Below are 21,479 nucleotides of genomic sequence, written 5' to 3'. Positions count from 1 at the left end.
GTTTGTTCTAGCGTGTAGAAGCAGGTATAGCCAATGGCGACGGAGGGCATCGATGGATCTTCGTACAAAAGGTTTCACGCTGATTGAGGTGCTGGTCGCCCTTGGCGTGCTGCTGCTCCTGATCACCCTGGCGGTACCGGCCCTTACCGGTTCGGTGCAGGGCACCAAGGCCGATACCGATATTGGCGACCTGCGCCGGGCACTGAACTTCGCCCGGATGACGGCGATCGACCGTGGTGTCACCACACGGATTCGCCCCACGGTCCAGGGCAGCGTATGGAGCAGCGAGCTGACGGTGTATGACAGTACTGGCGCTGAGCCCAATGTATTGCGGGTTGTTCCAGCGATGAGCAGCGGCGCGACTCTGACGCTAACCTCAGACGTGACCAGCATTGATTTCAACAACCTCGGCGGGTTGTCGGCACCGGCCACGCCGGTGACTTTCAATTATGTAAGGGGGGCGCAGAGCAGGACACTGAGTGTTTGCCTCAATGGACGAATCGTATTGGGTGGAAGTTGCGGATGAAGGGTTGCAGTAAACAGGCACAGGATGGCATGACACTGATCGAGGTGCTGGTGGCGGTGCTGATTCTTGGCGTGGGCTTGCTGGGAGCGGCGATGGTTCAGCTCAATGCCCTCAAATATACCGACAGCTCGCGCATGACCAGCCAGGCCAGCTTCATCGCCTACGACATGCTCGACCGCATTCGCGCCAACTCCGGCGCCGATTACACGGTCACGCCGCCCAGTTCACCCAATCTCAACGTAGCCCGGGACCAGGATCTCTACGATTTCAAGACCAACATCGTCAGCTTCGGCGGCGCCACGGCCACCGGCACTGTTGCGCTGCACCAGCGGGTCTACACCATTACCATCTCTTGGGACGACGCCCGGGCCGCCAACACGACCAACGCCGCCGAGGCTCGCCGCAGTTTCGTGCTGACCAGTCGCGTCGCCGTCGACCCACCCGGGGCGACGCCATGAACAGGCATTGCCGGGGATTCGGCCTGATTGAGCTGATGATCGCTTTGGTGCTCAGCCTGATTGTCGTGCTGGGTGTGGTGCAGATTTTCATCGCCGCCAAAAACACCTACGTCAGCCAGGGCGCGGCGGCGGTGATGCAGGAGGATGCGCGGTTCGCTCTGAGCAAGATGGTCCAGGAGCTTCGCATGGTGGGCATGTTCGGTTGCCTGGAGACCGTCCTCGACGCGTCCTCGGCGGGGGATTTCAATGCCAGCAAGGTCACGCCGATCAGTTGGGACAATGCCAATCTGAAGCTGACCCTGGTGACGACAGATGTCGGCAACAGCGGCGGCGTGCCGACCTGGACCGTCATCTCGGATTGTCGTAACACGGCGACCGCCTATACCGGGGCGCGGCTACCGGCGGCCGGGCAAATGGCGTTTCCGATACGGCGGCTGGTCTACAGTTTCAGCAATAACCAGTTGTTGATGGGCACCGGGGCTGGCAACCCGACCCAGGCGGTGCTGGTGGATAACGTCCGGGCATTCGATGTGACATTTGGGGTGGCCAGCAGCGCGACAGACATCGCGGCATCGAGCTACAGCCGCAACCCGAGCAATCCGGCCCTGATCCGCAGCGTGCGCCTGACCCTCACGCTCTTTGATCCGAAGAACAACGTGCGTGAGCAGACCTTCAACGTGGTTGCCGCTTTGCGCAACCGGCTTCTGTGAGGGCGACTGATGAATTCAACGCCCATCAAGCATCGCCAGCGCGGTATGGCATTGCTGGTCAGCCTGGTTTTCCTGCTGCTCCTGACGCTGATCGGCCTGTCGTCGATGCAGAGCGCCACCCTTCAGGAAAAAATGACCAGTAGCGTCATGCTACGCAACCAGTCCTTCCAGTTGGCCGAGGCAGCGCTGCGGGTTGGTGAAAGCGCGGTACAGGCCGAGGCCTACTCCCTGCCGGTGTGTACCACCGCGACCCAGTGTGCGCCGCCGGCTGAATCGGCAACCCTCACGACGGCCGGGCGCAATTCATCGTCGGGGGTGACCTGGATCGCCGTCCCTGGCGGGTTCTATGGCGTGCAGAATCTGGGCACCACGCTGACGGCGGTCAACGTGCCGATCAATACGTCGGCGACGCTGTACCGGATCACGGCGGTGGCCGTGGTGGGAAATAACCAGCGCAGCGTCGTGGAGAGCATCTATGCGAAATATTAAGGTGCGTCGCGATTGGAAGCAGGCGTTGTGGGGTGTGCTGCTCAGCCTGTACCTGGCTGCACCGGCCTATGCTTTCACGCCTTCGGATTCGCCGTTGCTGAGTGCCGCCGCAGTCACGCCCAACGTGATGCTGCTGATCGATGACTCGGGGAGTATGAACAACATCATTTGGGCGTCGGGGTTTGATCCGACGGTGACGCAAACGCGCACTTATGCATGCAGCGCCAGTAGCAATTGCAACGATAGGTATGAACTGGATCTGGATGACTCGAACATTCTGTTAATGAGCCTGTTGCGGGGCGGTTGCTCGTCTGGCTGGTACGGTTTCTACCGGCCCGGCCTTGGTCGGATCTGTCTGCGGCTGCCAGACCCGGTGGGTGGGGGCGATACACGCTACACCGCCAAGTACCTGGCGTATCTGGTAACCCTGGCCAACGGCTCGAACCGGGACTACACCAATGGCTCAATCCCCAGGGATTATCGAATCAACGTGGCACGGGATGTCTCCAACGACTTGGTCGCCAACAACCGTGCCTTGCGCATCGGGCTTGCCACCTTCAATCCTCCCAACTTCAGCAACTCCGGCCCGGGGGGCTACATCGCCCGTGTCATCAGCGATCTGTCACCCGTCAGCGGCAGCGTGACCCAGACCCAGGCCAACGCCAACTACAGTGCCCTGATCAACGCCATCAACGGTCTGGGCGCGGTCGCCAATACGCCATTGGCCGAGAGCTATTACGAGGTCACCCGTTATTTCAGGGGCATGGCGCCGTACCACAACAATAGCCCCAGCACCTACACCAGCCCGATCCAGTACCGGTGCCAGAAGAATTTCGGTGTGGTGATCACCGACGGCTTGCCCACCTACGACCGTACCTTTCCCACCAACGATCCGTTAGGCGGATCCCGTCTGCCGAACTGGGATGGCATCAGTACCAACGATGGTGCTGACCGCAACGGTGACGCTGAGGGCGATACGCTTTATCTGGACGATATCGCCAAGTTCGCTTTCGACATCGACATGCGTTCCACCGGCACCGACGTCACTGGCCAGAGCTGGAATGCCACGGATTTTCCCCGGCAGTACCTCAATACCTACACCGTGGGTTTTGCCGTCACCAATACGATGCTGTCCGACGCCGCTCGCTACGGCGCGGGTAAATATTATCCAGCGTCCGACAGCGAAGGCCTGAACTCGGCCTTGTCATCGGCCTTGAGTGACATCACCTCCAAGGCCGGATCGGGGGGCGGCGGCACCACCAACGGTGCAACGTTGTCCACCACCTCCAGCTATTACCAGACCACCTATGACCCCAAGGACTGGCGAGGCACCATCCGCGCATTCGGTTTTACCTCGGCGGGGACGGTCGATACGGCGGCCGTGCAATGGACCACCAACACCAGCATCGTGCCGGGTGCCACGGCACCGACCTATCAGTCCTGGAACACCGCGACCAACACGCCGGTAACCTTGGCCTACGGCAACTTTTCACCGGCCCAGCAAACCAGCCTCAGCCAGGGCCTGCCCACGGGGATCACCGGCAGCGATCTGGTGGAATGGAGCAAAGGTGTCAATAAAACCGGGTTGAAGGTGCGCAGCGCGTTGCTGGGGGACATTATCAACTCGCCACTGCTCCTGGCCTCGCCGAACGACCAGACCGCCTCGGACCTGCTGAACGACACCAGCTACAGCACTTACCTGGCAACCAAGGCGGCGAACATGAACGCCAATCTCGTGGTGAATGCCAACGATGGTTTCTTCAGCGTCATCAACAGCGCAAACGGCACGCGGCGTTACGCTTATATGCCCTCGAGCGTCCTGCCCTCGTTGCGGGACATCGCTGACACCAATTACATCAACGGCGTGAGTCACAAGTTCCTGGTGGATGGGCAGATCGGCGTATTCGATGCGCAATTGGGCAATGCCTGGAAGACCGTTGCCCTGGGCGGGACCGGAGCCGGGGGCAAAGCGTTCTATGCGGTGCAATTGTTCGACGCAGCGGCAGGCAATGCGCTCCGGGCGTTGTGGGAAATCAGCGCACCGACCGTCGCCAATACGGCCAACGCCTTCAATGACCTGGGCTACGCCTATGCGCGTCCCGAAGTCGCGCGCCTGGCCGATGGTCGCTGGGCCGCGTTCATCGCCAATGGCTATGGCAGCAACACCGGCGTAGCGGCGCTGTATGTGGTGGATATCCGTGATGGCTCGCTGATCAGGAAAATCACGGTCAATAACAGCGAGACGGGTAACGGCCTGTCGTCGGTCAAGCTTCGGGTCAATTCCCAGAACGTGGTGCAGGCCGCGTACGGTGGCGATTTGAAAGGGCGGATGTGGAAATTCGACCTCAGCGGCACTTCCCCCACCGCCTGGGGCGTTGCGTTTGCCGGGCAGCCGTTGTTCACCGCGCCCGGTGGTGCAACCCAGCCCATCACCGTCCAGCCGTTGCTGGCGGAAAACCCTCAAGGCGGGACCCAGGTTTTTTTCGGCACGGGCAAATTCAACGAAGCGGTGGACAAGCTCAATAAGGATCTGCAGGGGTTCTATTCGATCTGGGACGCCGTCGGCGGTACCGGACAAATCCCGGTTTCGAGCCTGCAAGCCCAGTCGATCACCGGGGTGTTCTCAGGCAGCACTGGGCAATTCGTGACGACCAGCCAGACCGACGTGACGTATCCTGCAAAAAATGGCTGGTATCTGCCCTTGGTGTACAACAACGCATTGACTGGGGAACGGGTGATCAACCCGGCCAGTCTGGTGCTCGGGCGCGTGGTTTTCACCACGGCCGCGGTGGACACCACCGATCCCTGCGCCAGCTTTGGTACTGGCAAACTGATCGAGGTGGATGCGTTCAACGGTAAGATGCTCAACTACGCGGTGCTCGACACCAACGGTGACGGCATGCTCAACAGCCTCGACACGGTCTCCAGCGGAGTGATTTTCACGGGCGGGATCCCGACCTTGAGCGCTGTCGTCAGTGCCAACGGGGCCACCAACATGATCGTGAACGACTCCGGTGGCGGTATCACCGACCTGCTGGGGAAATCCGTCGGCGGCAGCCGCCGCATCATGTGGCGGCAAATACAATGAGAGATAAGGTATGCGCAGATCCAACCGGGGTTTCACCTTGATCGAAATCATGATCGTGATCGCCATCATCGGTATCGTGATCACCGTCGGCTATCCGAGCCTGACCGAATACATGAAAAAGGGCCGAAGGGCCGAAATCGCCGGGCTGCTATCGGAGCAGGCGCAGATTCTTGAGCGCCATTACTCCAAGAACAATGTCTACACCAACGCGACCGGGCTGAGCAGCGGTAATGATTTCTACACCATTACCCAGACGCTCATGGATCAGAGTTTCACCCTGACTGCCGTGCGCAACAGCGCCTCGTCCATGGCCACCGACAAGTGCGGTGATTTCACCATCAACAACACGGGCGCGCGAAGCATCATCAACGCTGCTGCCGGGCTGACTGCCAAGGATTGCTGGGGTCGCTGAGTTTATTTTTTCGGGCGCTGTCCTGCGCCCTTTGTCTTGTGAGTTGAAATAGAACATGACCAGGCAACAGCAAGTGGTGATTGTCGGCGGCGGAGTCATTGGCCTGCTGACGGCGTTCAATCTCGCGTCCGAAGGGCAGCGCGTGGTGCTGCTGGACCGCTCCAGTGTCGGCCAGGAATCGTCCTGGGCCGGCGGCGGTATTGTTTCGCCGCTGTACCCCTGGCGCTACAGCCCGGCGGTCACCGCACTGGCCCACTGGTCGCAGGACTTTTATCCACAGCTGGCCCAGCGTCTGTTCGCGGCCACGGGGGTTGATCCGCAGGTGCATGTCACCGGTCTGTATTGGCTGGACCTGGACGATCAGGCCGAAGCACTGGCCTGGGCCGAGCGGGAAGGGCGCCCGTTGCGGGCTGTGGAAATCTCGGCTGTCCATGACGCGGTGCCAGTACTGGGCGCGGGTTTCTCCCGGGCGATCCACATGGCCGATGTGGCCAATGTGCGCAATCCCCGGTTGGTGAAGTCCCTCAAGGCTGCGTTGCTGGCGCTACCCAATGTCACGCTGCATGAGCAATGCGAGGTCGGCGGGTTCATCCGCGACGGTGGGCGTATTGTGGGGGTTAACAGCTCCGAGGGGCCGATCCTTGGCGATCAGGTGGTCCTGGCGGCGGGCGCCTGGAGCGGTGAACTGCTCAAGACTCTGGGGCTGAAGTTGCCGGTCGAGCCGGTCAAGGGCCAGATGATTCTGTACAAATGTGCGTCGGATTTTCTATCGAGCATGGTCCTGGCCAAGGGCCGTTATGCGATTCCGCGTCGCGACGGGCATATTCTGGTGGGCAGTACGCTGGAGCGCGAAGGCTTCGACAAGACCCCGACCGATGTTGCGCTCGATAGCCTGAAGGCGTCGGCGCAGCAGCTGATTCCTGCGCTGGCGGACGCCGAGGTGGTCGGGCATTGGGCCGGGTTGCGGCCTGGATCGCCGGAGGGCATTCCCTATATTGGTGAGGTGCCGGGGTTTTCGGGGTTGTGGTTGAACTGTGGGCATTATCGCAATGGGTTGGTGTTGGCTCCGGCGTCGTGTCGGTTGTTTGTTGATGTGATGTTGGGGCGTGAGCCGGTGATTGATCCTGCGCCTTATGCGCCGGCGGGGCGGTTGTAAGGTTCGGCTTTGGCTTGGGGGTGAGCTTGGTGACGAGGCGGCCTGACAGCCGGCCTGTCTCTCACGGTTGTACCCGGATCCAACTGTGGGAGCGAGCCTGCTCGCGATGGCGGCCTGACAGCCGGCCAGGGTTTTGTTGGTTGGGTATATATCCGTTTCTGCGGTAACGGCTACTTATGGTTCCGCCCTTACGGCGGGTCACTTTTGAAGAGCGCAAAAGTAACCAAAACGCTCTTGCCCCACCACTCGGTGCCTCGCCTAGGCTCGGCATGCCCTCACTCCGGCATTGCTCCGTGGGCCCGCCGCGAAGGGCCATCCATGGCCCAGCGCGGCTACCTCGGCATCCATGCCGAGGTGCCCACTCCACAATACCTGCGTTCGGCCAGCGTGGTTAACGGGGCGCCCCAGATCAAAATCAAAAGCGAGGCGGCCTGACAGCCGGCCTGTTTTTTGCGGGTGTACACCCATCGGACCTGTGGGAGCAAAGCTTGCTCGCGAGGCGGCCTGACAGTCGGCCTGTTTTTTGCGGGTGTACACCCATCAGACATGTTGAGCCGGACCTGTGGGAGCAAAGCCTGCTCGCGAGGCGGCCTGACAGCCGGCCTGTCTCTTGCGGGCGTAGCCCTATCCCAGTGTGGGAGCGAGCCTGCTCGCGATGTCAGCCCATCCACCCTCGATGCAACCGAGGTGTCGCTATCGCGAGCAGGCTCGCTCCCACAGGAGAAACGCGTTCGCCCAAAACCAGGCCGGCTGTCAGGCCGCCTCGCGGAGGACGTTGATCTCGGCGCCCCGTTAACCACGCTGGCCGAACGCAGGCATTGTGGAGTGGGCATCCCGGCATGGATGCCGGGATAGCCGCGCTGGGCCATGGATGGCCCTTCGCGGCGGGCCCACGGAGCAATGCCGGAGTGAGGGCACACCGAGCCTAAGCGAGGTGCCGAGTGGTGGGGCAGAAGCGTTTTGCTTACTTTTGCGCTGTTCAAAAGTGAGCCGCCGTAAGGGCGGAACCCTAAGTAGCCGTTACCGCAGAAATGGATATACACACTCACAATAGCGCCTTCACAGCCAACCAGAATTTGTGGGAATGGTCGGACAAAGCCCCTAATTCAAGCCGAATTTTCCGACGAGTTCTGGCGGTTGCCGGGTGGGAAGAACTCTGGCTAACCTTTTTCCGTCGCTGCCAATTCAGCGACCGGGCGTCGCGGCCCGCTAACTTGGTGCATAATTCCAGACGACGACAGGGCTTCGGTATTTGTCGTTCTGTCATGGTTGGCTGTGCGTGGGATACCTTCGGGTATGCCGGAGGCTCCAAGTTCGGTCCGCGAACCTGCGTACAGCTACCACCTCCAATCGCGTCGCGGCGATCGGTGGCAGCTCCAAAACTTGGAGATGCACGATGATCAAAGTCACACCCAATCCCCCCGAAACCGATCCCTCGTCAGCCCATGGCGGGCTCGATTCTCAAAAACTCGATGAAGCCGCCCAGCGCGCCCTCGACTATTACCTCGGCCCAAAGCCCGAAACCAAAAAGAAACCAACCTCAACCCAACTGTTCGCCGTGGTGGATGGCATCGACACCGAATGCCTGCTCGCCAACCTCAGCGAAACCCTGGCCTCAGCCAACGCAACCGTCAGCGACCTGGCCTTCGAACTCGAAGGCTCGCGACGGCATGTCGCATTGGGAGTGCAACAGTTGATTGAGCTGAGCGAGTTGTTGGCCAACCGTGTGCTGGATGAGCGGGTGCCGGTGGCGGAAGGCTAGAAGAGCTGCCAAGGCAAACACGGGGTAAGTAGGAGCATCAGGACCGCGCCTCAATCCAACCCCAACTTCTTCAACCGATACCGCATCGACCGAAACGACAACTTCAACCGTTGGGCCGCCGCCGTGCGGTTCCAGCGGGTTTCCTCCAAAGCCTGGAGGATGAGTTTGCGTTCGACGTCCTCCAGATAGTCTTCCAGGTTATCGACCCGCATCAGGTCGGGGCTGCCTGCGTCGGTGGTGCTGATGCCCTCGGCCAGGCGCAGGTCGTGGGCTTCGATCAACTGGTGCTCGCAAAGGGTGTAGGCGCGTTCGAGCATGTTTTCCAGTTCCCGAACATTGCCCGGGAAGCGGTAGTTTCGAAGGGCGTCCAGAGCTTGGGGATGGAGCTTGACCGCGGGGCTGCCGGTGTTGGCGGCCAGGCGCTGGAGGGTATGATTGGCGAGCGATTCGATGTCTTCGCGGCGTTCGCGCAGCGGCGGGACGCGCAGTTCGATGACGTTGAGTCGATAGTACAGGTCCTGGCGAAAGCGCCCGGCGGTGACTTCGGCGTCCAGGTCCTTGTGGGTGGCGCAAAGAATTCGTACATCCACCACTTCTTCCTGCTGGCCACCAACGGCCCGCACGGCTTTTTCCTGGATGGCCCGCAGCAATTTGACTTGCATCGCCAGGGGCAGGTCGGCCACTTCGTCAAGGAACAAGGTCCCGCCGTGAGCGGCCTGGAACAGTCCCGGTTTGTCTTCGATGGCGCCGCTGAAGCTGCCTTTTCGATGGCCGAAAAACTCGCTTTCCATCAGCTCCGTGGGAATCGCCCCACAGTTGACCGGCACAAAACGCTGGGCGGAACGCGGGCCTTGCTCATGGATCAACCGGGCGACCAGTTCCTTGCCGCAACCCGATTCCCCGCTGATGTAGACCGGCGCCTGACTGCGAGCGAGTTTTTCGATCTGTTTGCGGACGTTGTGCATCGGCGGGGAATCGCCCAGCAGACAGCGCTCGATGGACGCCGCCGGGATGGCGACCGACGGCAGGCGTAATGCGCTGGTTACCAGCTCACGCAGCCGACCCAGGTCGACCGGTTTGGTCAGGAAGTCGAAGGCGCCGGCCTTGAGGGCGTCGATGGCGGTTTCCAGGCTCCCGTAGGCGGTGATCATTGCCACGGGCAATTGCGGGTAGCGTTGCTGGATATGTTGCACCAGCTCCAGGCCAGTGCCGTCGGGCAGGCGCATGTCGGTCAGGCACAGGTCAAAGGTGTCTTCAGCCAGCAGGGCCCGGGCCTGGGCAAGGTTCTCGGCGCTGCGGGTGTCGAGTTTCATCCGGCCCAGGGTAATGTCCAGGAGTTCGCGGATGTCCGGTTCGTCATCGACGATCAGGATTCGTTGCCGTGAGCGCGTAGTCAAATCTGTTTCCGTCCGTGAGCAAAAGTGATGCGAAAGCAGCCGCCGCCTTGGCGTGGTTTGAAGTCTAGGCGGGCCTGGTTGCTTTCGCACAGCTCACGGGACAGATAGAGCCCAAGGCCGGTGCCCTGGCTGCTGGTGGTGAAGAAAGGTTCGAACAAATGCGCTTGCTGGTCCGGTGTCACGCCGGGGCCGTTGTCGATAATGTCCAGCGTGGACAGCTGGCTGTGGGGATCGATGAACAGCTTCAGCCAGACCTCAGCCTCTTCATGGGCCATCGCGCTGTGACGCCAGGCGTTGCGCAGGAGGTTGTCGAGCACCTGGGTCAACTGATCGGGGTCCATCAGCGTGAGGTAGTCACCCGGGTTGATGCTCAGGTGCAAGTGCTGATGCCCAGCCGCGTTTTCCCGGGCTTGTCGGACGAACTGGTCGAGCCAGATCCGCAGATCCAGGCGCTGCGGCGTGGTCTGCTGGCGGCGGGACAGTTGCAGGACGTTTTCAATGACGCGGTTCATTCGTTGGGAGTGATCCTGGATGATCTGCGTCAGACGCCGATCTGCGTCGTTCAGTTCCTCGGACTCGCGCAGCAATTGCGCCGCATGGCTGATCGCCCCCAACGGGTTGCGGATTTCATGGGCGATACCGGCGGTGAGGCGCCCCAGGGAGGCGAGTTTCAACTGCTGGGCGTGCTGGGCCACTTGGGCCAGGTCTTCGAGGAAGACCAGGATCTGATGCTGATCGTGATGCCCCAGGGCAATGAAACTCGGTTGCAAGGTCAGGCCGGTGCCGTTAATGGTCAGGCTTTGCGGACGCAGGCTGGGGTTGTTCAACCACAGCTGTAGCCGCTCCACCAGGGCGCCGGAGCAGTCGTCGAGCCGCTGGCCGACCAGGTCGTGCATGCCCAACAGGTTCAATGCGCTTTCGTTAGCCAATTGCACCCGGCGCTGGCGATCGAGCACCAGGATGCCGGTGCGCATGCGTTGCAGGATCAGTGCGTTGAGCGCTTCCAGACCGACTACTTCGCTGGCCCGTTGTTCGGCGAGGATTTCACTGGCTTCCAGGCGTCGGGTCAGGCCTTGCACCAGCAGCGCGGCGGCAAAACACAAGGCCCCCAGGGTACCGGCCTGCAGATAACTGCTGGGACGGCTCGAATCGCTGAGGTCAAGGAAGAAGCTCGATCCGACGATGCCCAGCGTGGCGACAGCGGCAATCAATAGGCCGATTCGGCCTCGCAACAACGTATTGCCGATGGCCACCGAGACGATGAGCAGGTTGCCGATGGCGCTGGGGGCGCCGCCGGCAGCGTAGAACAGCCACGACAACAACAGCACGTCGGTCAGAGCCAGGCCGAACAGCCGGGCTGGGCGGCGGGTATTTTCAAGAAACACCACCAGCAGGATATTCAGCACCAGGTACAACCAGCTGCCGCTGCGCAGCAAATCGTCGTTGGCGAACTCCAGCAAGCGGTTGTCCATGTTGCTGGAGATCAGCAGCACCAGGGTGATGCCGATGCTTAGACGGTACAGGTGATAGAGACGCAGCAGGCGCTGCGCCTGTTTGACGCGAGGGCTTGAGGCTTGCTCAGCGGTCACGAGTGCCCGGGCCTTGCTCGAGGTGAGCCTGGCTGCAATACCACTGTTGTTCGAGGGCCAGTGCCCGATCTCGCGGCAGGTGCACGCCGCAATGGGCGCAACGGACCATGGGTGGTGCGTCCTGTTCCCGAGGGGAGTTCGGCGCGGCAGAGGTCCCCTTGAACTTGCGCCACAACCATATCGCGGCGGCAATCAGGGCGATCCAGAACAGTAAACGAAGCATGATGGGCGGCTTTTTGGCTAATGATCAGGCAGTTTAGCCAAGGACAGGAACGGCGCACAGCGCTATAAAATCCAGGCACAAAAAAGGGAGACCCGCGGGCCTCCCTTTTGCTGACACCTGGCCTCAGTCGAACAGGCCGAAGGTCATGTAGCTGAACCAGGAGCGATCGCTGGATTCGCTCTCAGGCTCTTCTTCTTCGAGCACGTCGCCATTTTCGTCCTTGGGCTTGAGCTCGTTTGGAATGGCTTCCTTGGCATCCTGGAACTGGCGCTGAACGTCCTGGTTGGCGCGGGTTTCGCCCGGCGGCAGAGGTGGACGGGATTCGATCAGGCCCAGGGTCGCCTTGCTCAGCCACGAACGGTTGTCGGCCTCGTCAACTCGTGGAGTGAACTGACCATCCTCCAGGGACGGGTGATCCGGGTAGTTGAGCTTGAGGGTTTCCAGGCTGGTGGCGGCCAGGTCGTCCAGGTGCAGGCGCTGGTAGGCTTCGGTCATCACTGCCAGGCCGTCGCCCACCGAGGGGGTTTCCTGGAAGTTTTCCACCACGTAGCGGCCACGGTTGGCGGCAGCGACGTAGGCCTGACGGGTCAGGTAGTAGTCAGCCACGTGGATTTCGTAGGCGGCCAGCAGGTTGCGCAGGTAGATCATGCGCTGCTTGGCGTCCGGCGAATAACGGCTGTTGGGGAAACGGCTGGTCAGCTGGGCGAACTCGTTGTAGGAGTCGCGCGCGGCGCCCGGGTCCCGCTTGGTCATGTCCAGCGGCAGGAAGCGCGCCAGCAGGCCGACGTCCTGGTCGAAGGAGGTCAGGCCCTTGAGGTAGTAAGCGTAATCGACGTTCGGGTGCTGCGGATGCAGACGAATGAAGCGCTCGGCGGCGGATTTCGCAGCTTCCGGCTCGGCGTTCTTGTAGTTGGCGTAGATCAGCTCCAGCTGGGCCTGATCGGCATAGCGACCAAACGGATACCGCGACTCCAGGGCCTTGAGCTTGGCCGTGGCGCTGGTATAGCTGTTGTTGTCCAGGTCGGTCTGCGCCTGTTGGTACAGTTCGACTTCGCTCAGGTTTTCGTCTACGACTTCCTTCGACGAGCAAGCAGCAGTCAATGCGAGGATGGCGATCAGCAGCAGGTGTTTCACTTGCATGGCGGCTTGCGTCCCTATGACGGCCGCTGTCTTGGGCGGGGCCGTCCTGTTATGATGAGCGCCCCGTTGAGAAGCCTCGGGGCAAAAGACGCCGTATTTAACCACAAGCGCGCAGCCGAAACCAAAGGCTGTGCCGACGCCTAGTCCGAGCATGTCCGATAAAATAGAACTTCGCGCAGAGGTGCCGTCCGAATTGGGCGGCCAACGCCTCGATCAAGTCGCCGCACAACTCTTCGCCGAGCACTCGCGCTCGCGCCTTTCCGCCTGGATCAAGGACGGCCGCCTGACTGTGGATGGGGCGGTGATCCGCCCGCGCGACATCGTCCATGGCGGCGCCATCCTCGAACTGACTGCCGAGCAGGAGGCCCAGGGAGAATGGGTCGCCCAGGACATTGCCCTGGACATCGTCTATGAAGACGACGACATCCTGGTGATCAACAAGCCTGCGGGCCTGGTGGTGCATCCGGCCGCCGGTCATGCCGATGGCACCCTGCTCAACGCCTTGTTGCACCACGTGCCGGACATCGTCAACGTGCCCCGCGCTGGCATCGTGCACCGCCTGGACAAGGACACCACCGGTCTGATGGTGGTGGCCAAGACCATTCAGGCGCAGACACAACTGGTCACACAGCTGCAAAGTCGCAGCGTCAGCCGCATTTATGAATGCATCGTGATCGGCGTGGTCACCGCCGGTGGCAAGATCAACGCCCCCATCGGCCGTCACGGCCAGCAGCGCCAGCGCATGGCGGTGATGGAAGGCGGCAAGCAGGCGGTCAGCCACTATCGCGTGCTGGAGCGTTTTCGTTCCCATACGCATGTGCGAGTCAAGCTGGAAACCGGTCGTACCCACCAGATCCGCGTGCACATGGCCCACATCAACTTCCCGTTGGTGGGCGATCCGGCCTATGGCGGACGTTTCCGCATTCCGCCGGCCGCGAGCATCACCATGGTCGAGTCGTTGAAAAACTTCCCGCGCCAGGCGCTGCATGCACGTTTCCTGGAGCTGGATCATCCGACCACCGGCAAGCGCATGAGCTGGGAATCGCCGCTGCCGGATGACTTCGTCTGGCTGCTGACGTTGCTCAAGCAGGACCGCGAGGCGTTCATCGGATGAATGACTGGCTGATACCCGACTGGCCCGCGCCGGCCTGGGTAAAGGCCTGCGTCACTACCCGGACCGGCGGCGTCAGCCTGGCGCCGTTCGACAGCCTCAACCTGGGCGACCATGTGGGCGATGAGCCCACGGCCGTCGCTGAGAACCGTCGCCGCCTCACCGATCGATTTGCCATCCGTCCGGCCTGGTTGCAGCAGGTCCACGGTATTACCGTGGTCGAGGCTGATCCGGCTCAGGTGGCCATCGCCGATGCCAGCTGGACCGCCACACCGGGTATCGCCTGCACGGCGATGACGGCGGACTGCCTGCCGGTGCTGTTCTGCAACCGTGCCGGCACCCGCGTCGCGGCAGCCCATGCCGGTTGGCGCGGGCTGGCCAACGGCGTACTGGAAGCGACTCTCGACAGTCTCCAGGTCCCGGCCGACGAAATCCTTGCCTGGCTCGGCCCGGCCATCGGTCCGCAAGCCTTTGAAGTGGGGCCAGAGGTGCGTGAAGCGTTCATGGCGCAACTGCCTAGGGCGGCAGACGCCTTCGTGCCTGGCGACACTGCCGGCAAGTTCCTGGCCGATATTTATGCACTGGCCCGCCAACGGCTGGCGGTGCGCGGTGTCACGGCGGTCTATGGTGGCGGCCAGTGCACGGTGACCGACCCACGCTTCTTTTCCTATCGGCGCAACTCGCGTACCGGTCGCTTCGCCTCCCTGATCTGGCTCGACCGCTAGACTTCTCTGATCTGTATCAATAGCGCACTGCTTGAATCTTCCAGAATCGTCCACATCTATAGCGGTATCTGGCAGGTTTCTTCATTCAGGATGTTTTTAAGGTCCGGCCTGCTCAAAAGGAAGGTGACCCATGCGTATTGACCGTTTAACCAGTAAGTTGCAATTGGCCCTGTCCGATGCCCAGTCATTGGCTGTCGGCCTGGACCATCCCGGCATTGAGCCGGCGCATCTGATGCAAGCCATGCTCGAGCAGCAGGGCGGCTCCATCAAGCCACTGCTGATGCAGGTGGGCTTTGACGTGAGCAGCCTGCGTAAAGAGCTGGCCAAAGAGCTCGACCAGCTACCCAAGATCCAGAATCCGACAGGGGACGTGAACATGTCCCAGGATCTGGCGCGCCTGCTCAACCAGGCCGACCGCCTGGCCCAGCAGAAGGGCGATCAGTTCATCTCCAGTGAGCTGGTGCTGCTTGCCGCCATGGACGAGAACAGCAAGCTGGGCAAGCTGTTGCTCGGCCAGGGCGTGAGCAAGAAGGCCCTGGAAAATGCCATCAACAACCTGCGTGGCGGCGAAGCGGTAAACGACGCCAACCACGAGGAGTCCCGCCAGGCGCTGGACAAATACACCGTCGACCTGACCAAGCGTGCCGAGGAAGGCAAGCTTGACCCGGTGATCGGCCGTGACGACGAAATCCGCCGCACAATTCAGGTGCTGCAGCGTCGCACCAAGAATAACCCGGTGCTGATCGGTGAGCCTGGCGTGGGTAAAACCGCCATCGCCGAAGGCCTGGCCCAGCGCATCATCAATGGCGAAGTGCCGGATGGCCTCAAGGGCAAGCGACTGTTGTCCCTGGACATGGGTTCGTTGATTGCCGGTGCCAAGTACCGCGGCGAGTTCGAAGAGCGGCTCAAAGCCTTGCTTAATGAATTGTCCAAGCAGGAAGGGCAGATCATTCTGTTCATCGACGAGTTGCACACCATGGTCGGTGCGGGCAAGGGCGAAGGCTCGATGGACGCCGGCAACATGCTCAAGCCTGCGCTGGCCCGTGGCGAGCTGCATTGCGTCGGTGCGACAACGCTCAACGAGTACCGCCAATACATAGAGAAGGACGCGGCGCTGGAGCGGCGTTTCCAGAAAGTGCTGGTGGAAGAGCCCAGCGAAGAAGACACCATTGCCATCCTGCGTGGCCTTAAAGAACGCTATGAGGTTCACCACAAGGTGGCGATTACCGATGGCGCGATCATTGCGGCGGCCAAGCTCAGCCATCGCTACATCACCGACCGTCAGTTGCCGGACAAGGCCATTGACCTGATCGACGAAGCCGCCAGCCGCATCCGCATGGAAATCGATTCCAAACCGGAAGTGCTGGATCGTCTGGAGCGGCGCCTGATTCAACTCAAGGTCGAATCCCAGGCCTTGAAGAAAGAAAGCGACGAAGCGGCGAAGAAGCGCCTGGAAAGGTTGCAGGAAGAGATTGTTCGCCACGAGCGCGAGTATTCCGATCTCGAGGAAATCTGGAATTCGGAGAAAGCTGAAGTCCAGGGCTCGGCGCAGATCCAGCAAAAGATCGAACAGTCCCGCCAGGAACTGGAAGCGGCCCGTCGTAAAGGCGACCTCAACCGCATGGCCGAGCTGCAATATGGGGTGATCCCGGATCTGGAGCGCAGCCTGCAAATGGTCGACCAGCACGGCAAGAGCGAAAACCAGTTGCTGCGCAGCAAGGTCACCGAAGAAGAAATTGCCGAAGTGGTTTCCAAGTGGACCGGCATTCCGGTGTCGAAAATGCTCGAAGGCGAGCGCGACAAACTGCTGAAGATGGAAAGCCTGCTGCACCAGCGCGTGATCGGTCAGGAAGAAGCGGTAGTGGCGGTTTCCAACGCCGTGCGCCGGTCTCGAGCCGGGCTGTCGGACCCTAACCGTCCGAGTGGCTCGTTCATGTTCCTCGGCCCGACCGGTGTCGGTAAAACCGAGCTGTGCAAGGCGCTGGCCGAGTTTCTCTTCGACACCGAAGAGGCCATGGTGCGCATCGACATGTCCGAGTTCATGGAGAAACATTCCGTGGCGCGGCTGATCGGTGCGCCACCGGGCTATGTCGGCTACGAAGAGGGCGGTTACCTGACCGAGGCTGTGCGACGCAAGCCGTACTCGGTGATCCTGCTCGATGAAGTCGAGAAGGCCCACCCGGATGTGTTCAACATCCTGCTGCAAGTGTTGGAGGATGGTCGTTTGACCGACAGCCACGGACGCACGGTGGACTTCCGCAATACCGTGATCGTGATGACCTCCAACCTGGGCTCGGCGCAGATCCAGGAGCTGGTGGGTGATCGCGAGGCGCAACGCGCGGCGGTGATGGATGCAATCTCCACTCACTTCCGACCGGAGTTCATCAACCGGGTGGACGAAGTGGTGATCTTCGAGCCGCTGGCTCGTGATCAGATCGCGGGCATCACCGAGATCCAGCTGGGACGTCTGCGCAGCCGCCTGACCGAGCGCGAGCTGAAGCTGCAATTGAGTGACGAGGCGCTGGATAAGCTGATCGCGGTGGGTTATGACCCGGTCTATGGCGCGCGGCCACTCAAACGTGCCATCCAGCGCTGGATCGAAAACCCGCTGGCACAGTTGATTCTGTCCGGGCGCTTCATGCCGGGCGAAACCGTGACCGGCACGGTGGAGAACGACGAAATCGTCTTCAACTGAAAGCCTGCGGATCGGGTGATTGGAATGGCCTCGCACTGCGAGGCCATTTTTTTCATCAGGCCGTTGAACTCAAAGGAAAAGGCTTGTAAAGTGCGCCCCGCAGTACGTCACCCCCAAGGGCCACTTCTCTGTGAGAAGCAACCCGAAATAAGTTGCAAATCATTGTCTTGAAAGCAATTTAAGGGGTTGACAGAGGTTTTTAAGATTGTAGAATAGCGCGCCTCAGACACACGAACGCAGCGATGCGAACGGGTAGAAGAGGTTGAAGCTGGCTTCAATGTTGTAGCTTCAAATAGCAGTAACTTGAAATATCAGTTCCGTGATAGCTCAGTCGGTAGAGCAAATGACTGTTAATCATTGGGTCCCAGGTTCGAGTCCTGGTCACGGAGCCATTTCAATCGGGGTATAGCGCAGTCCGGTAGCGCGCCTGCTTTGGGAGCAGGATGTCAGGAGTTCGAATCCCCTTACCCCGACCATTTTTGGGTCGTTAGCTCAGTTGGTAGAGCAGTTGGCTTTTAACCAATTGGTCGTAGGTTCGAATCCCACACGACCCACCATTTTTGAAACCAGTTCGCTGGAATCGAATCTTAAGATCAGAGGCCAAAAGCGCTGATCGAGGAAGGCGACTTGCGAAGGTCGCCTTTTTTTTACCGGGGTATAGCGCAGTCCGGTAGCGCGCCTGCTTTGGGAGCAGGATGTCAGGAGTTCGAATCCCCTTACCCCGACCATATTAAAAATCCTCGTATCGAAAGATACGGGGATTTTTTTTGCCTGCGATAAAGCAGATTGCCTTAAGTCATCGTACAACCTGCCGATAACCCACCGACAGGGGCATGGCCCCACTTCAGGCCAAAATAAAAAAGGCGCTCCCCATGGTTCTTCGTCAACTGAATATCGCCCCCCGTGCCGCGTTGGGTTTCGCTTTGATCGCCGTGCTGGTGGCGTTGCTCGGGGTGTTTGCGCTAGGACAGATGTCGAGTATCCGTGACAGTGAAGTCGCGGTAGAAACCCAGTGGTTGCCCAGTATTCGCGGCGGTGACGAGATCCGTGAATTGATGTTGCGCATCCGCACCATTTCCCTGCGCATGGCCCTGGACCAGGACCCGAAGAACATCCCGGTGTACCGTGGGCAAATGGACACCCGCGACAAAGAACTGAGCGAAAAAATCGCCAGTTACGAAAAGCTCGTCATCACGCCTGAAGGCAAGGCGCTTTATGACCAGTTCAAGCAAACCTTTGCCGCTTACCGCACGGGCATCGCCCAATCCTTCGCCCTGGCAGAGCAGGGGCGTCGGGACGAGTTGATCAAGCTGCTGCTGGTGGACATGAAGACCGTGGTGGACGGTTCCGGCAAACAGCTCAACGATCTGGCGGAACTGTTCTCCAGACAAGTCTCCATCGAGAGCCAGAAATCCCAGGAACACTACGTCAATTCCCGGATGATCGTCAGCCTGTTCATTGTGCTCGCCGCCTTGGCGACGGTGGCCCTGGCCATGCTGCTTACTCGCAGTATCGTCAAGCCTTTGGGCGAGGCGTTGAATGCCGCCGAAAACGTCGCCCGAGGCGACCTGACCCGACCGATCAAGACCCACGGCAGCGACGAAGTCAGCCGCTTGCTCAAGGCGCTGGCGACCATGCAGCAGAACCTGCGTGAAACCTTGCAGGGCATCAGCGGCTCAGCTACCCAACTGGCGACCGCCGCCGATGAGCTGAACGCGGTCACGGTCGATAGCACCCACAGCCTGCAACAGCAGAATAACGAAATTGAACAGGCCGCCACCGCCGTCACCGAGATGACCACCGCCGTGGAGGAAGTCGCGCGCAATGCGGTTTCCACCTCCGATGCCACGCGTCAGTCCAGTGAGTCGGCGTCCCTTGGGCAGCAGCGGGTCAGCGACACGGTCGACGCCATCGGCGCCCTGGCCAGTGATGTGCAGGTGACTGGCGGCCTGGTGCAGTCCCTGGCCAACCAATCGCAGGATATCGGCAAGGTGCTGGACGTGATCCGGGCCATCGCCGAGCAGACCAACCTGCTGGCCCTCAACGCGGCCATCGAGGCGGCCCGGGCTGGCGAAAGCGGTCGTGGGTTTGCGGTGGTGGCCGATGAGGTGCGGGCGCTGGCTTATCGCACGCAGCAATCGACCCAGGAAATCGAGCAGATGGTCCAGGGCATGCGCAGCGGCGCCACCCAGGCGCTGGATTCGATGCAGGCCAGCTCCAGTCGCGCCGCCAGCACTCTGGCAATGGCGGAGCGGGCAGGGGAGGCGCTACAGACCATCACGGCGTCGGTCAACGAGATCCACGAACGCAATCTGGTGATCGCCAGCGCCGCTGAAGAACAGGCGCAAGTGGCTCGGGAGGTGGATCGCAACCTGGTGAACATTCGGGATCTGTCGGTGCGCTCGGCCACCGGTGCGGACCAGACCAGCGCGTCCAGCCATGAGTTGTCGCAACTGGCGAATTCATTGCGCACCATGGTGCAGCGGTTTCAGGTTTGATCGATGGATGGCTCGGACAGTGATCCTGCCCGAGCTCAAGTATTGACTGTACCGCCCCCATCGCGAGCAAGCTCGCTCCCACAGGATGACCGCGATCAACTGTGGGAGCGAGCTTGCTCGCGATGACGGTGGATCATTCGATGTCAGTACTGCTGACTCAATGCAGCTTCAGCCGAGGCTCGGTCCCACGCCCGATCTTGCTGCCCAGCATCAGCATGGCCGTGCGGAACATGCCGTACAGCGCCATCTGGTGCATGCGGTACAGCGAGACATAGAACATCCGCGCCAGCCAGCCTTCGAGCATCACACTGCCGGTCAGGTTGCCCATCAAGTTACCCACCGCTGAGAAGCGCGACAGCGAAATCAATGAACCGTAGTCGGTGTATTTGTATTCCGGCAGGGCCTTGCCTTCGATCCGCAGCTTCAGGGATTTGGCCAGCAGCGAGGCTTGCTGATGCGCGGCCTGGGCACGGGGCGGAACGTTGCGATCGCTGCCGGGTTGCGGGCAGGCGGCGCAATCGCCGAAGGCGAAGATGTTCTCGTCACGGGTGGTCTGCAGCGTCGGCAGCACCTGCAGCTGGTTGATCCGGTTGGTCTCCAGACCGTCGATTTCCTTGAGGAAGTCCGGGGCGCGAATCCCGGCGGCCCAGACTTTCAGGCTCGCGTCGATGACCTTGCCATCGACGGTGATCAGGCTGTCGGCTGTCACCTGGCCAATAGCGGCGTTGGTCATGACATTGACCCCAAGTTTCTCCAGGGTCTTGTGCACAGGGCCGCCGATGCGCTCCGGCAAGGCCGGCAGGACTCGCGGTCCGGCTTCGATCAGGGTGATGTGCATGTTCTCCGGTTTGATCCGGTCCAGGCCATAGGCTGCCAGCTCATGGGCGGCGTTGTGCAGCTCGGCCGCCAGTTCAACCCCCGTCGCACCGGCGCCGACGATGGCAACGCTGATGCGTTCGACCACGTCGGTTTGCCCGGCATGGGCGCGCAGATAATGGTTGAGCAATTGCTGATGGAAACGCTCGGCCTGTTTGCGCGTGTCGAGGAACAGGCAATGCTGCGCCGCGCCTTCGGTGCCGAAGTCATTGGTGGTGCTGCCGACGGCGATCACCAGAGTGTCGTAACCCAGTTCACGAGCCGGCAGTAGTTCCAGGCCCGCCTCGTCATAGGTGGCGGCCAGCTGGATGCTCTTGCGCTCGCGATCCAGACCGCTCATGCGCCCCAGCTGGAACCCGAAATGGTTCCATTTTGCCTGGGCGACGTAGTTGAGTTCGTCTTCGGAGGAGTTCAGGGAACCGGCAGCCACTTCGTGCAACAGCGGTTTCCAGATATGGGTCAGGTTCGCGTCGACCAGCATCACACTGGCCGTGCCGCGCTTGCCCAGAGTCTTACCCAGACGGGTAGCCAACTCCAGACCGCCGGCGCCGCCGCCAACGATGACAATACGATGAGTCATGGGGATATCTCGCAAGGCTAAAGGAAATCGGTGCCGTTACCCGC

General features: G+C 60.9%; 17 protein-coding genes and 4 tRNA genes. 16 read left to right on the top strand and 5 right to left on the bottom strand.

Features of this window, described 5'->3' with window-relative positions; translation table 11 throughout:
• The first annotated feature begins 52 nt into the window (after positions 1–52).
• The 8 genes from BW979_RS26575 to BW979_RS26540 all read left to right on the top strand — a co-directional run bounded on the left by BW979_RS26575 (position 53) and on the right by BW979_RS26540 (position 8,601).
• The gene (locus BW979_RS26575; RefSeq protein WP_076386383.1) at positions 53–526 is read left to right on the top strand and encodes a GspH/FimT family pseudopilin; all 474 of its coding nucleotides are present in this window, start codon (positions 53–55) and stop codon (positions 524–526) included.
• A complete protein-coding gene (gene pilV / locus BW979_RS26570) occupies positions 523–984 on the top strand; it encodes a type IV pilus modification protein PilV (protein WP_047230174.1) in 462 nt (153 codons plus the stop codon). Before BW979_RS26575 ends, pilV begins: the two co-directional genes overlap by 4 nt.
• Positions 981–1,694, top strand: a complete 714-nt coding sequence (locus BW979_RS26565; protein WP_076386381.1) for a PilW family protein — start codon at positions 981–983, stop codon at positions 1,692–1,694. The genes pilV and BW979_RS26565 overlap by 4 nt, the downstream gene beginning before the upstream one ends.
• A 9-nt stretch (positions 1,695–1,703) precedes the next feature.
• Positions 1,704–2,183 carry a pilus assembly PilX family protein gene (locus tag BW979_RS26560; protein WP_076386379.1) on the top strand — a complete coding sequence of 160 codons (480 nt, stop codon included), beginning with the start codon at positions 1,704–1,706 and terminating at the stop codon, positions 2,181–2,183.
• Positions 2,170–5,271 carry a pilus assembly protein gene (locus BW979_RS26555; protein ID WP_076386377.1) on the top strand — a complete coding sequence of 1,034 codons (3,102 nt, stop codon included), beginning with the start codon at positions 2,170–2,172 and terminating at the stop codon, positions 5,269–5,271. The genes BW979_RS26560 and BW979_RS26555 overlap by 14 nt, the downstream gene beginning before the upstream one ends.
• A 10-nt stretch (positions 5,272–5,281) precedes the next feature.
• Positions 5,282–5,683: a type IV pilin protein gene (locus BW979_RS26550; protein WP_076386375.1), complete on the top strand. Its 402-nt coding sequence runs from the start codon at positions 5,282–5,284 to the stop codon at positions 5,681–5,683.
• Positions 5,684–5,738: 55 nt separating this feature from the next.
• Positions 5,739–6,839 carry a glycine oxidase ThiO gene (gene thiO, locus BW979_RS26545; RefSeq protein ID WP_047230179.1) on the top strand — a complete coding sequence of 367 codons (1,101 nt, stop codon included), beginning with the start codon at positions 5,739–5,741 and terminating at the stop codon, positions 6,837–6,839.
• 1,396 nt (positions 6,840–8,235) lie between these two features.
• Positions 8,236–8,601 (top strand): DUF6124 family protein, encoded by a 366-nt coding sequence (locus BW979_RS26540; RefSeq protein ID WP_076386373.1) that lies wholly within the window; start codon positions 8,236–8,238, stop codon positions 8,599–8,601.
• A 50-nt stretch (positions 8,602–8,651) separates the two neighbouring features.
• On the opposite strand, the gene BW979_RS26535 is transcribed toward BW979_RS26540, so the two are convergent.
• The 4 genes from BW979_RS26535 to BW979_RS26520 all read right to left on the bottom strand — a co-directional run bounded on the left by BW979_RS26535 (position 8,652) and on the right by BW979_RS26520 (position 12,950).
• A complete protein-coding gene (locus tag BW979_RS26535; protein WP_076386371.1) occupies positions 8,652–9,998 on the bottom strand; it encodes a sigma-54-dependent transcriptional regulator in 1,347 nt (448 codons plus the stop codon).
• Entirely contained in the window at positions 9,995–11,587 is a 1,593-nt protein-coding gene (locus BW979_RS26530; RefSeq protein WP_076386369.1) for a two-component system sensor histidine kinase NtrB, read from the bottom strand. Before BW979_RS26530 ends, BW979_RS26535 begins: the two co-directional genes overlap by 4 nt.
• Positions 11,577–11,810, bottom strand: a complete 234-nt coding sequence (locus BW979_RS26525; RefSeq protein ID WP_047229875.1) for a PP0621 family protein — start codon at positions 11,808–11,810, stop codon at positions 11,577–11,579. Before BW979_RS26525 ends, BW979_RS26530 begins: the two co-directional genes overlap by 11 nt.
• A gap of 123 nt (positions 11,811–11,933) precedes the next feature.
• Positions 11,934–12,950, bottom strand: a complete 1,017-nt coding sequence (locus BW979_RS26520) for an outer membrane protein assembly factor BamD (RefSeq protein ID WP_047229874.1) — start codon at positions 12,948–12,950, stop codon at positions 11,934–11,936.
• 151 nt (positions 12,951–13,101) lie between these two features.
• Between BW979_RS26520 and rluD the strand changes: the two genes are divergently transcribed.
• The 8 genes from rluD (at position 13,102) to BW979_RS26480 (ending at position 19,979) form a co-directional block, all read left to right on the top strand.
• A complete protein-coding gene (rluD, locus tag BW979_RS26515) occupies positions 13,102–14,064 on the top strand; it encodes a 23S rRNA pseudouridine(1911/1915/1917) synthase RluD (RefSeq protein ID WP_047229873.1) in 963 nt (320 codons plus the stop codon).
• Positions 14,061–14,786, top strand: a complete 726-nt coding sequence (gene pgeF, locus BW979_RS26510; RefSeq protein ID WP_076386367.1) for a peptidoglycan editing factor PgeF — start codon at positions 14,061–14,063, stop codon at positions 14,784–14,786. Before rluD ends, pgeF begins: the two co-directional genes overlap by 4 nt.
• A 130-nt stretch (positions 14,787–14,916) precedes the next feature.
• Complete coding sequence (gene clpB, locus BW979_RS26505; protein WP_047229871.1) at positions 14,917–17,481, top strand: ATP-dependent chaperone ClpB; 2,565 nt, start codon at positions 14,917–14,919, stop codon at positions 17,479–17,481.
• 316 nt (positions 17,482–17,797) lie between these two features.
• Positions 17,798–17,873: transfer RNA gene (locus BW979_RS26500), tRNA-Asn, on the top strand.
• Between the two features lie 7 nt (positions 17,874–17,880).
• Positions 17,881–17,957 (top strand) — tRNA-Pro (locus tag BW979_RS26495).
• A 5-nt stretch (positions 17,958–17,962) separates the two neighbouring features.
• Positions 17,963–18,038: transfer RNA gene (locus tag BW979_RS26490), tRNA-Lys, on the top strand.
• A 94-nt stretch (positions 18,039–18,132) separates the two neighbouring features.
• Positions 18,133–18,209 (top strand) — tRNA-Pro (locus tag BW979_RS26485).
• Between the two features lie 144 nt (positions 18,210–18,353).
• Positions 18,354–19,979: a methyl-accepting chemotaxis protein gene (locus BW979_RS26480; RefSeq protein WP_076386365.1), complete on the top strand. Its 1,626-nt coding sequence runs from the start codon at positions 18,354–18,356 to the stop codon at positions 19,977–19,979.
• Positions 19,980–20,136: 157 nt separating this feature from the next.
• On the opposite strand, the gene BW979_RS26475 is transcribed toward BW979_RS26480, so the two are convergent.
• On the bottom strand, positions 20,137–21,435 hold the full coding sequence (locus tag BW979_RS26475; RefSeq protein WP_076386363.1) for an NAD(P)/FAD-dependent oxidoreductase: 1,299 nt from the start codon (positions 21,433–21,435) through the stop codon (positions 20,137–20,139).
• Positions 21,436–21,479: the final 44 nt, after the last annotated feature.

It is taken from the genome of Pseudomonas sp. A214, assembly GCF_900156295.1.
Lineage (GTDB): Bacteria > Pseudomonadota > Gammaproteobacteria > Pseudomonadales > Pseudomonadaceae > Aquipseudomonas > Aquipseudomonas rhizophila.
This window is presented reverse-complemented; position numbering and strand designations above follow the sequence as displayed.

Bases quoted from the DNA above. Each gene is read 5' to 3' on its own strand.
- BW979_RS26575 (WP_076386383.1), top strand. From the start codon at position 53: ATGGATCTTCGTACAAAAGGTTTCACGCTGATTGAGGTGCTGGTCGCC.
- pilV (WP_047230174.1), top strand. From the start codon at position 523: ATGAAGGGTTGCAGTAAACAGGCACAGGATGGCATGACACTGATCGAG.
- BW979_RS26565 (WP_076386381.1), top strand. From the start codon at position 981: ATGAACAGGCATTGCCGGGGATTCGGCCTGATTGAGCTGATGATCGCT.
- BW979_RS26560 (WP_076386379.1), top strand. From the start codon at position 1,704: ATGAATTCAACGCCCATCAAGCATCGCCAGCGCGGTATGGCATTGCTG.
- BW979_RS26555 (WP_076386377.1), top strand. From the start codon at position 2,170: ATGCGAAATATTAAGGTGCGTCGCGATTGGAAGCAGGCGTTGTGGGGT.
- BW979_RS26550 (WP_076386375.1), top strand. From the start codon at position 5,282: ATGCGCAGATCCAACCGGGGTTTCACCTTGATCGAAATCATGATCGTG.
- thiO (WP_047230179.1), top strand. From the start codon at position 5,739: ATGACCAGGCAACAGCAAGTGGTGATTGTCGGCGGCGGAGTCATTGGC.
- BW979_RS26540 (WP_076386373.1), top strand. From the start codon at position 8,236: ATGATCAAAGTCACACCCAATCCCCCCGAAACCGATCCCTCGTCAGCC.
- BW979_RS26525 (WP_047229875.1), bottom strand. From the start codon at position 11,810: ATGCTTCGTTTACTGTTCTGGATCGCCCTGATTGCCGCCGCGATATGG.
- BW979_RS26520 (WP_047229874.1), bottom strand. From the start codon at position 12,950: ATGCAAGTGAAACACCTGCTGCTGATCGCCATCCTCGCATTGACTGCT.
- rluD (WP_047229873.1), top strand. From the start codon at position 13,102: ATGTCCGATAAAATAGAACTTCGCGCAGAGGTGCCGTCCGAATTGGGC.
- pgeF (WP_076386367.1), top strand. From the start codon at position 14,061: ATGAATGACTGGCTGATACCCGACTGGCCCGCGCCGGCCTGGGTAAAG.
- clpB (WP_047229871.1), top strand. From the start codon at position 14,917: ATGCGTATTGACCGTTTAACCAGTAAGTTGCAATTGGCCCTGTCCGAT.
- BW979_RS26480 (WP_076386365.1), top strand. From the start codon at position 18,354: ATGGTTCTTCGTCAACTGAATATCGCCCCCCGTGCCGCGTTGGGTTTC.
- BW979_RS26475 (WP_076386363.1), bottom strand. From the start codon at position 21,435: ATGACTCATCGTATTGTCATCGTTGGCGGCGGCGCCGGCGGTCTGGAG.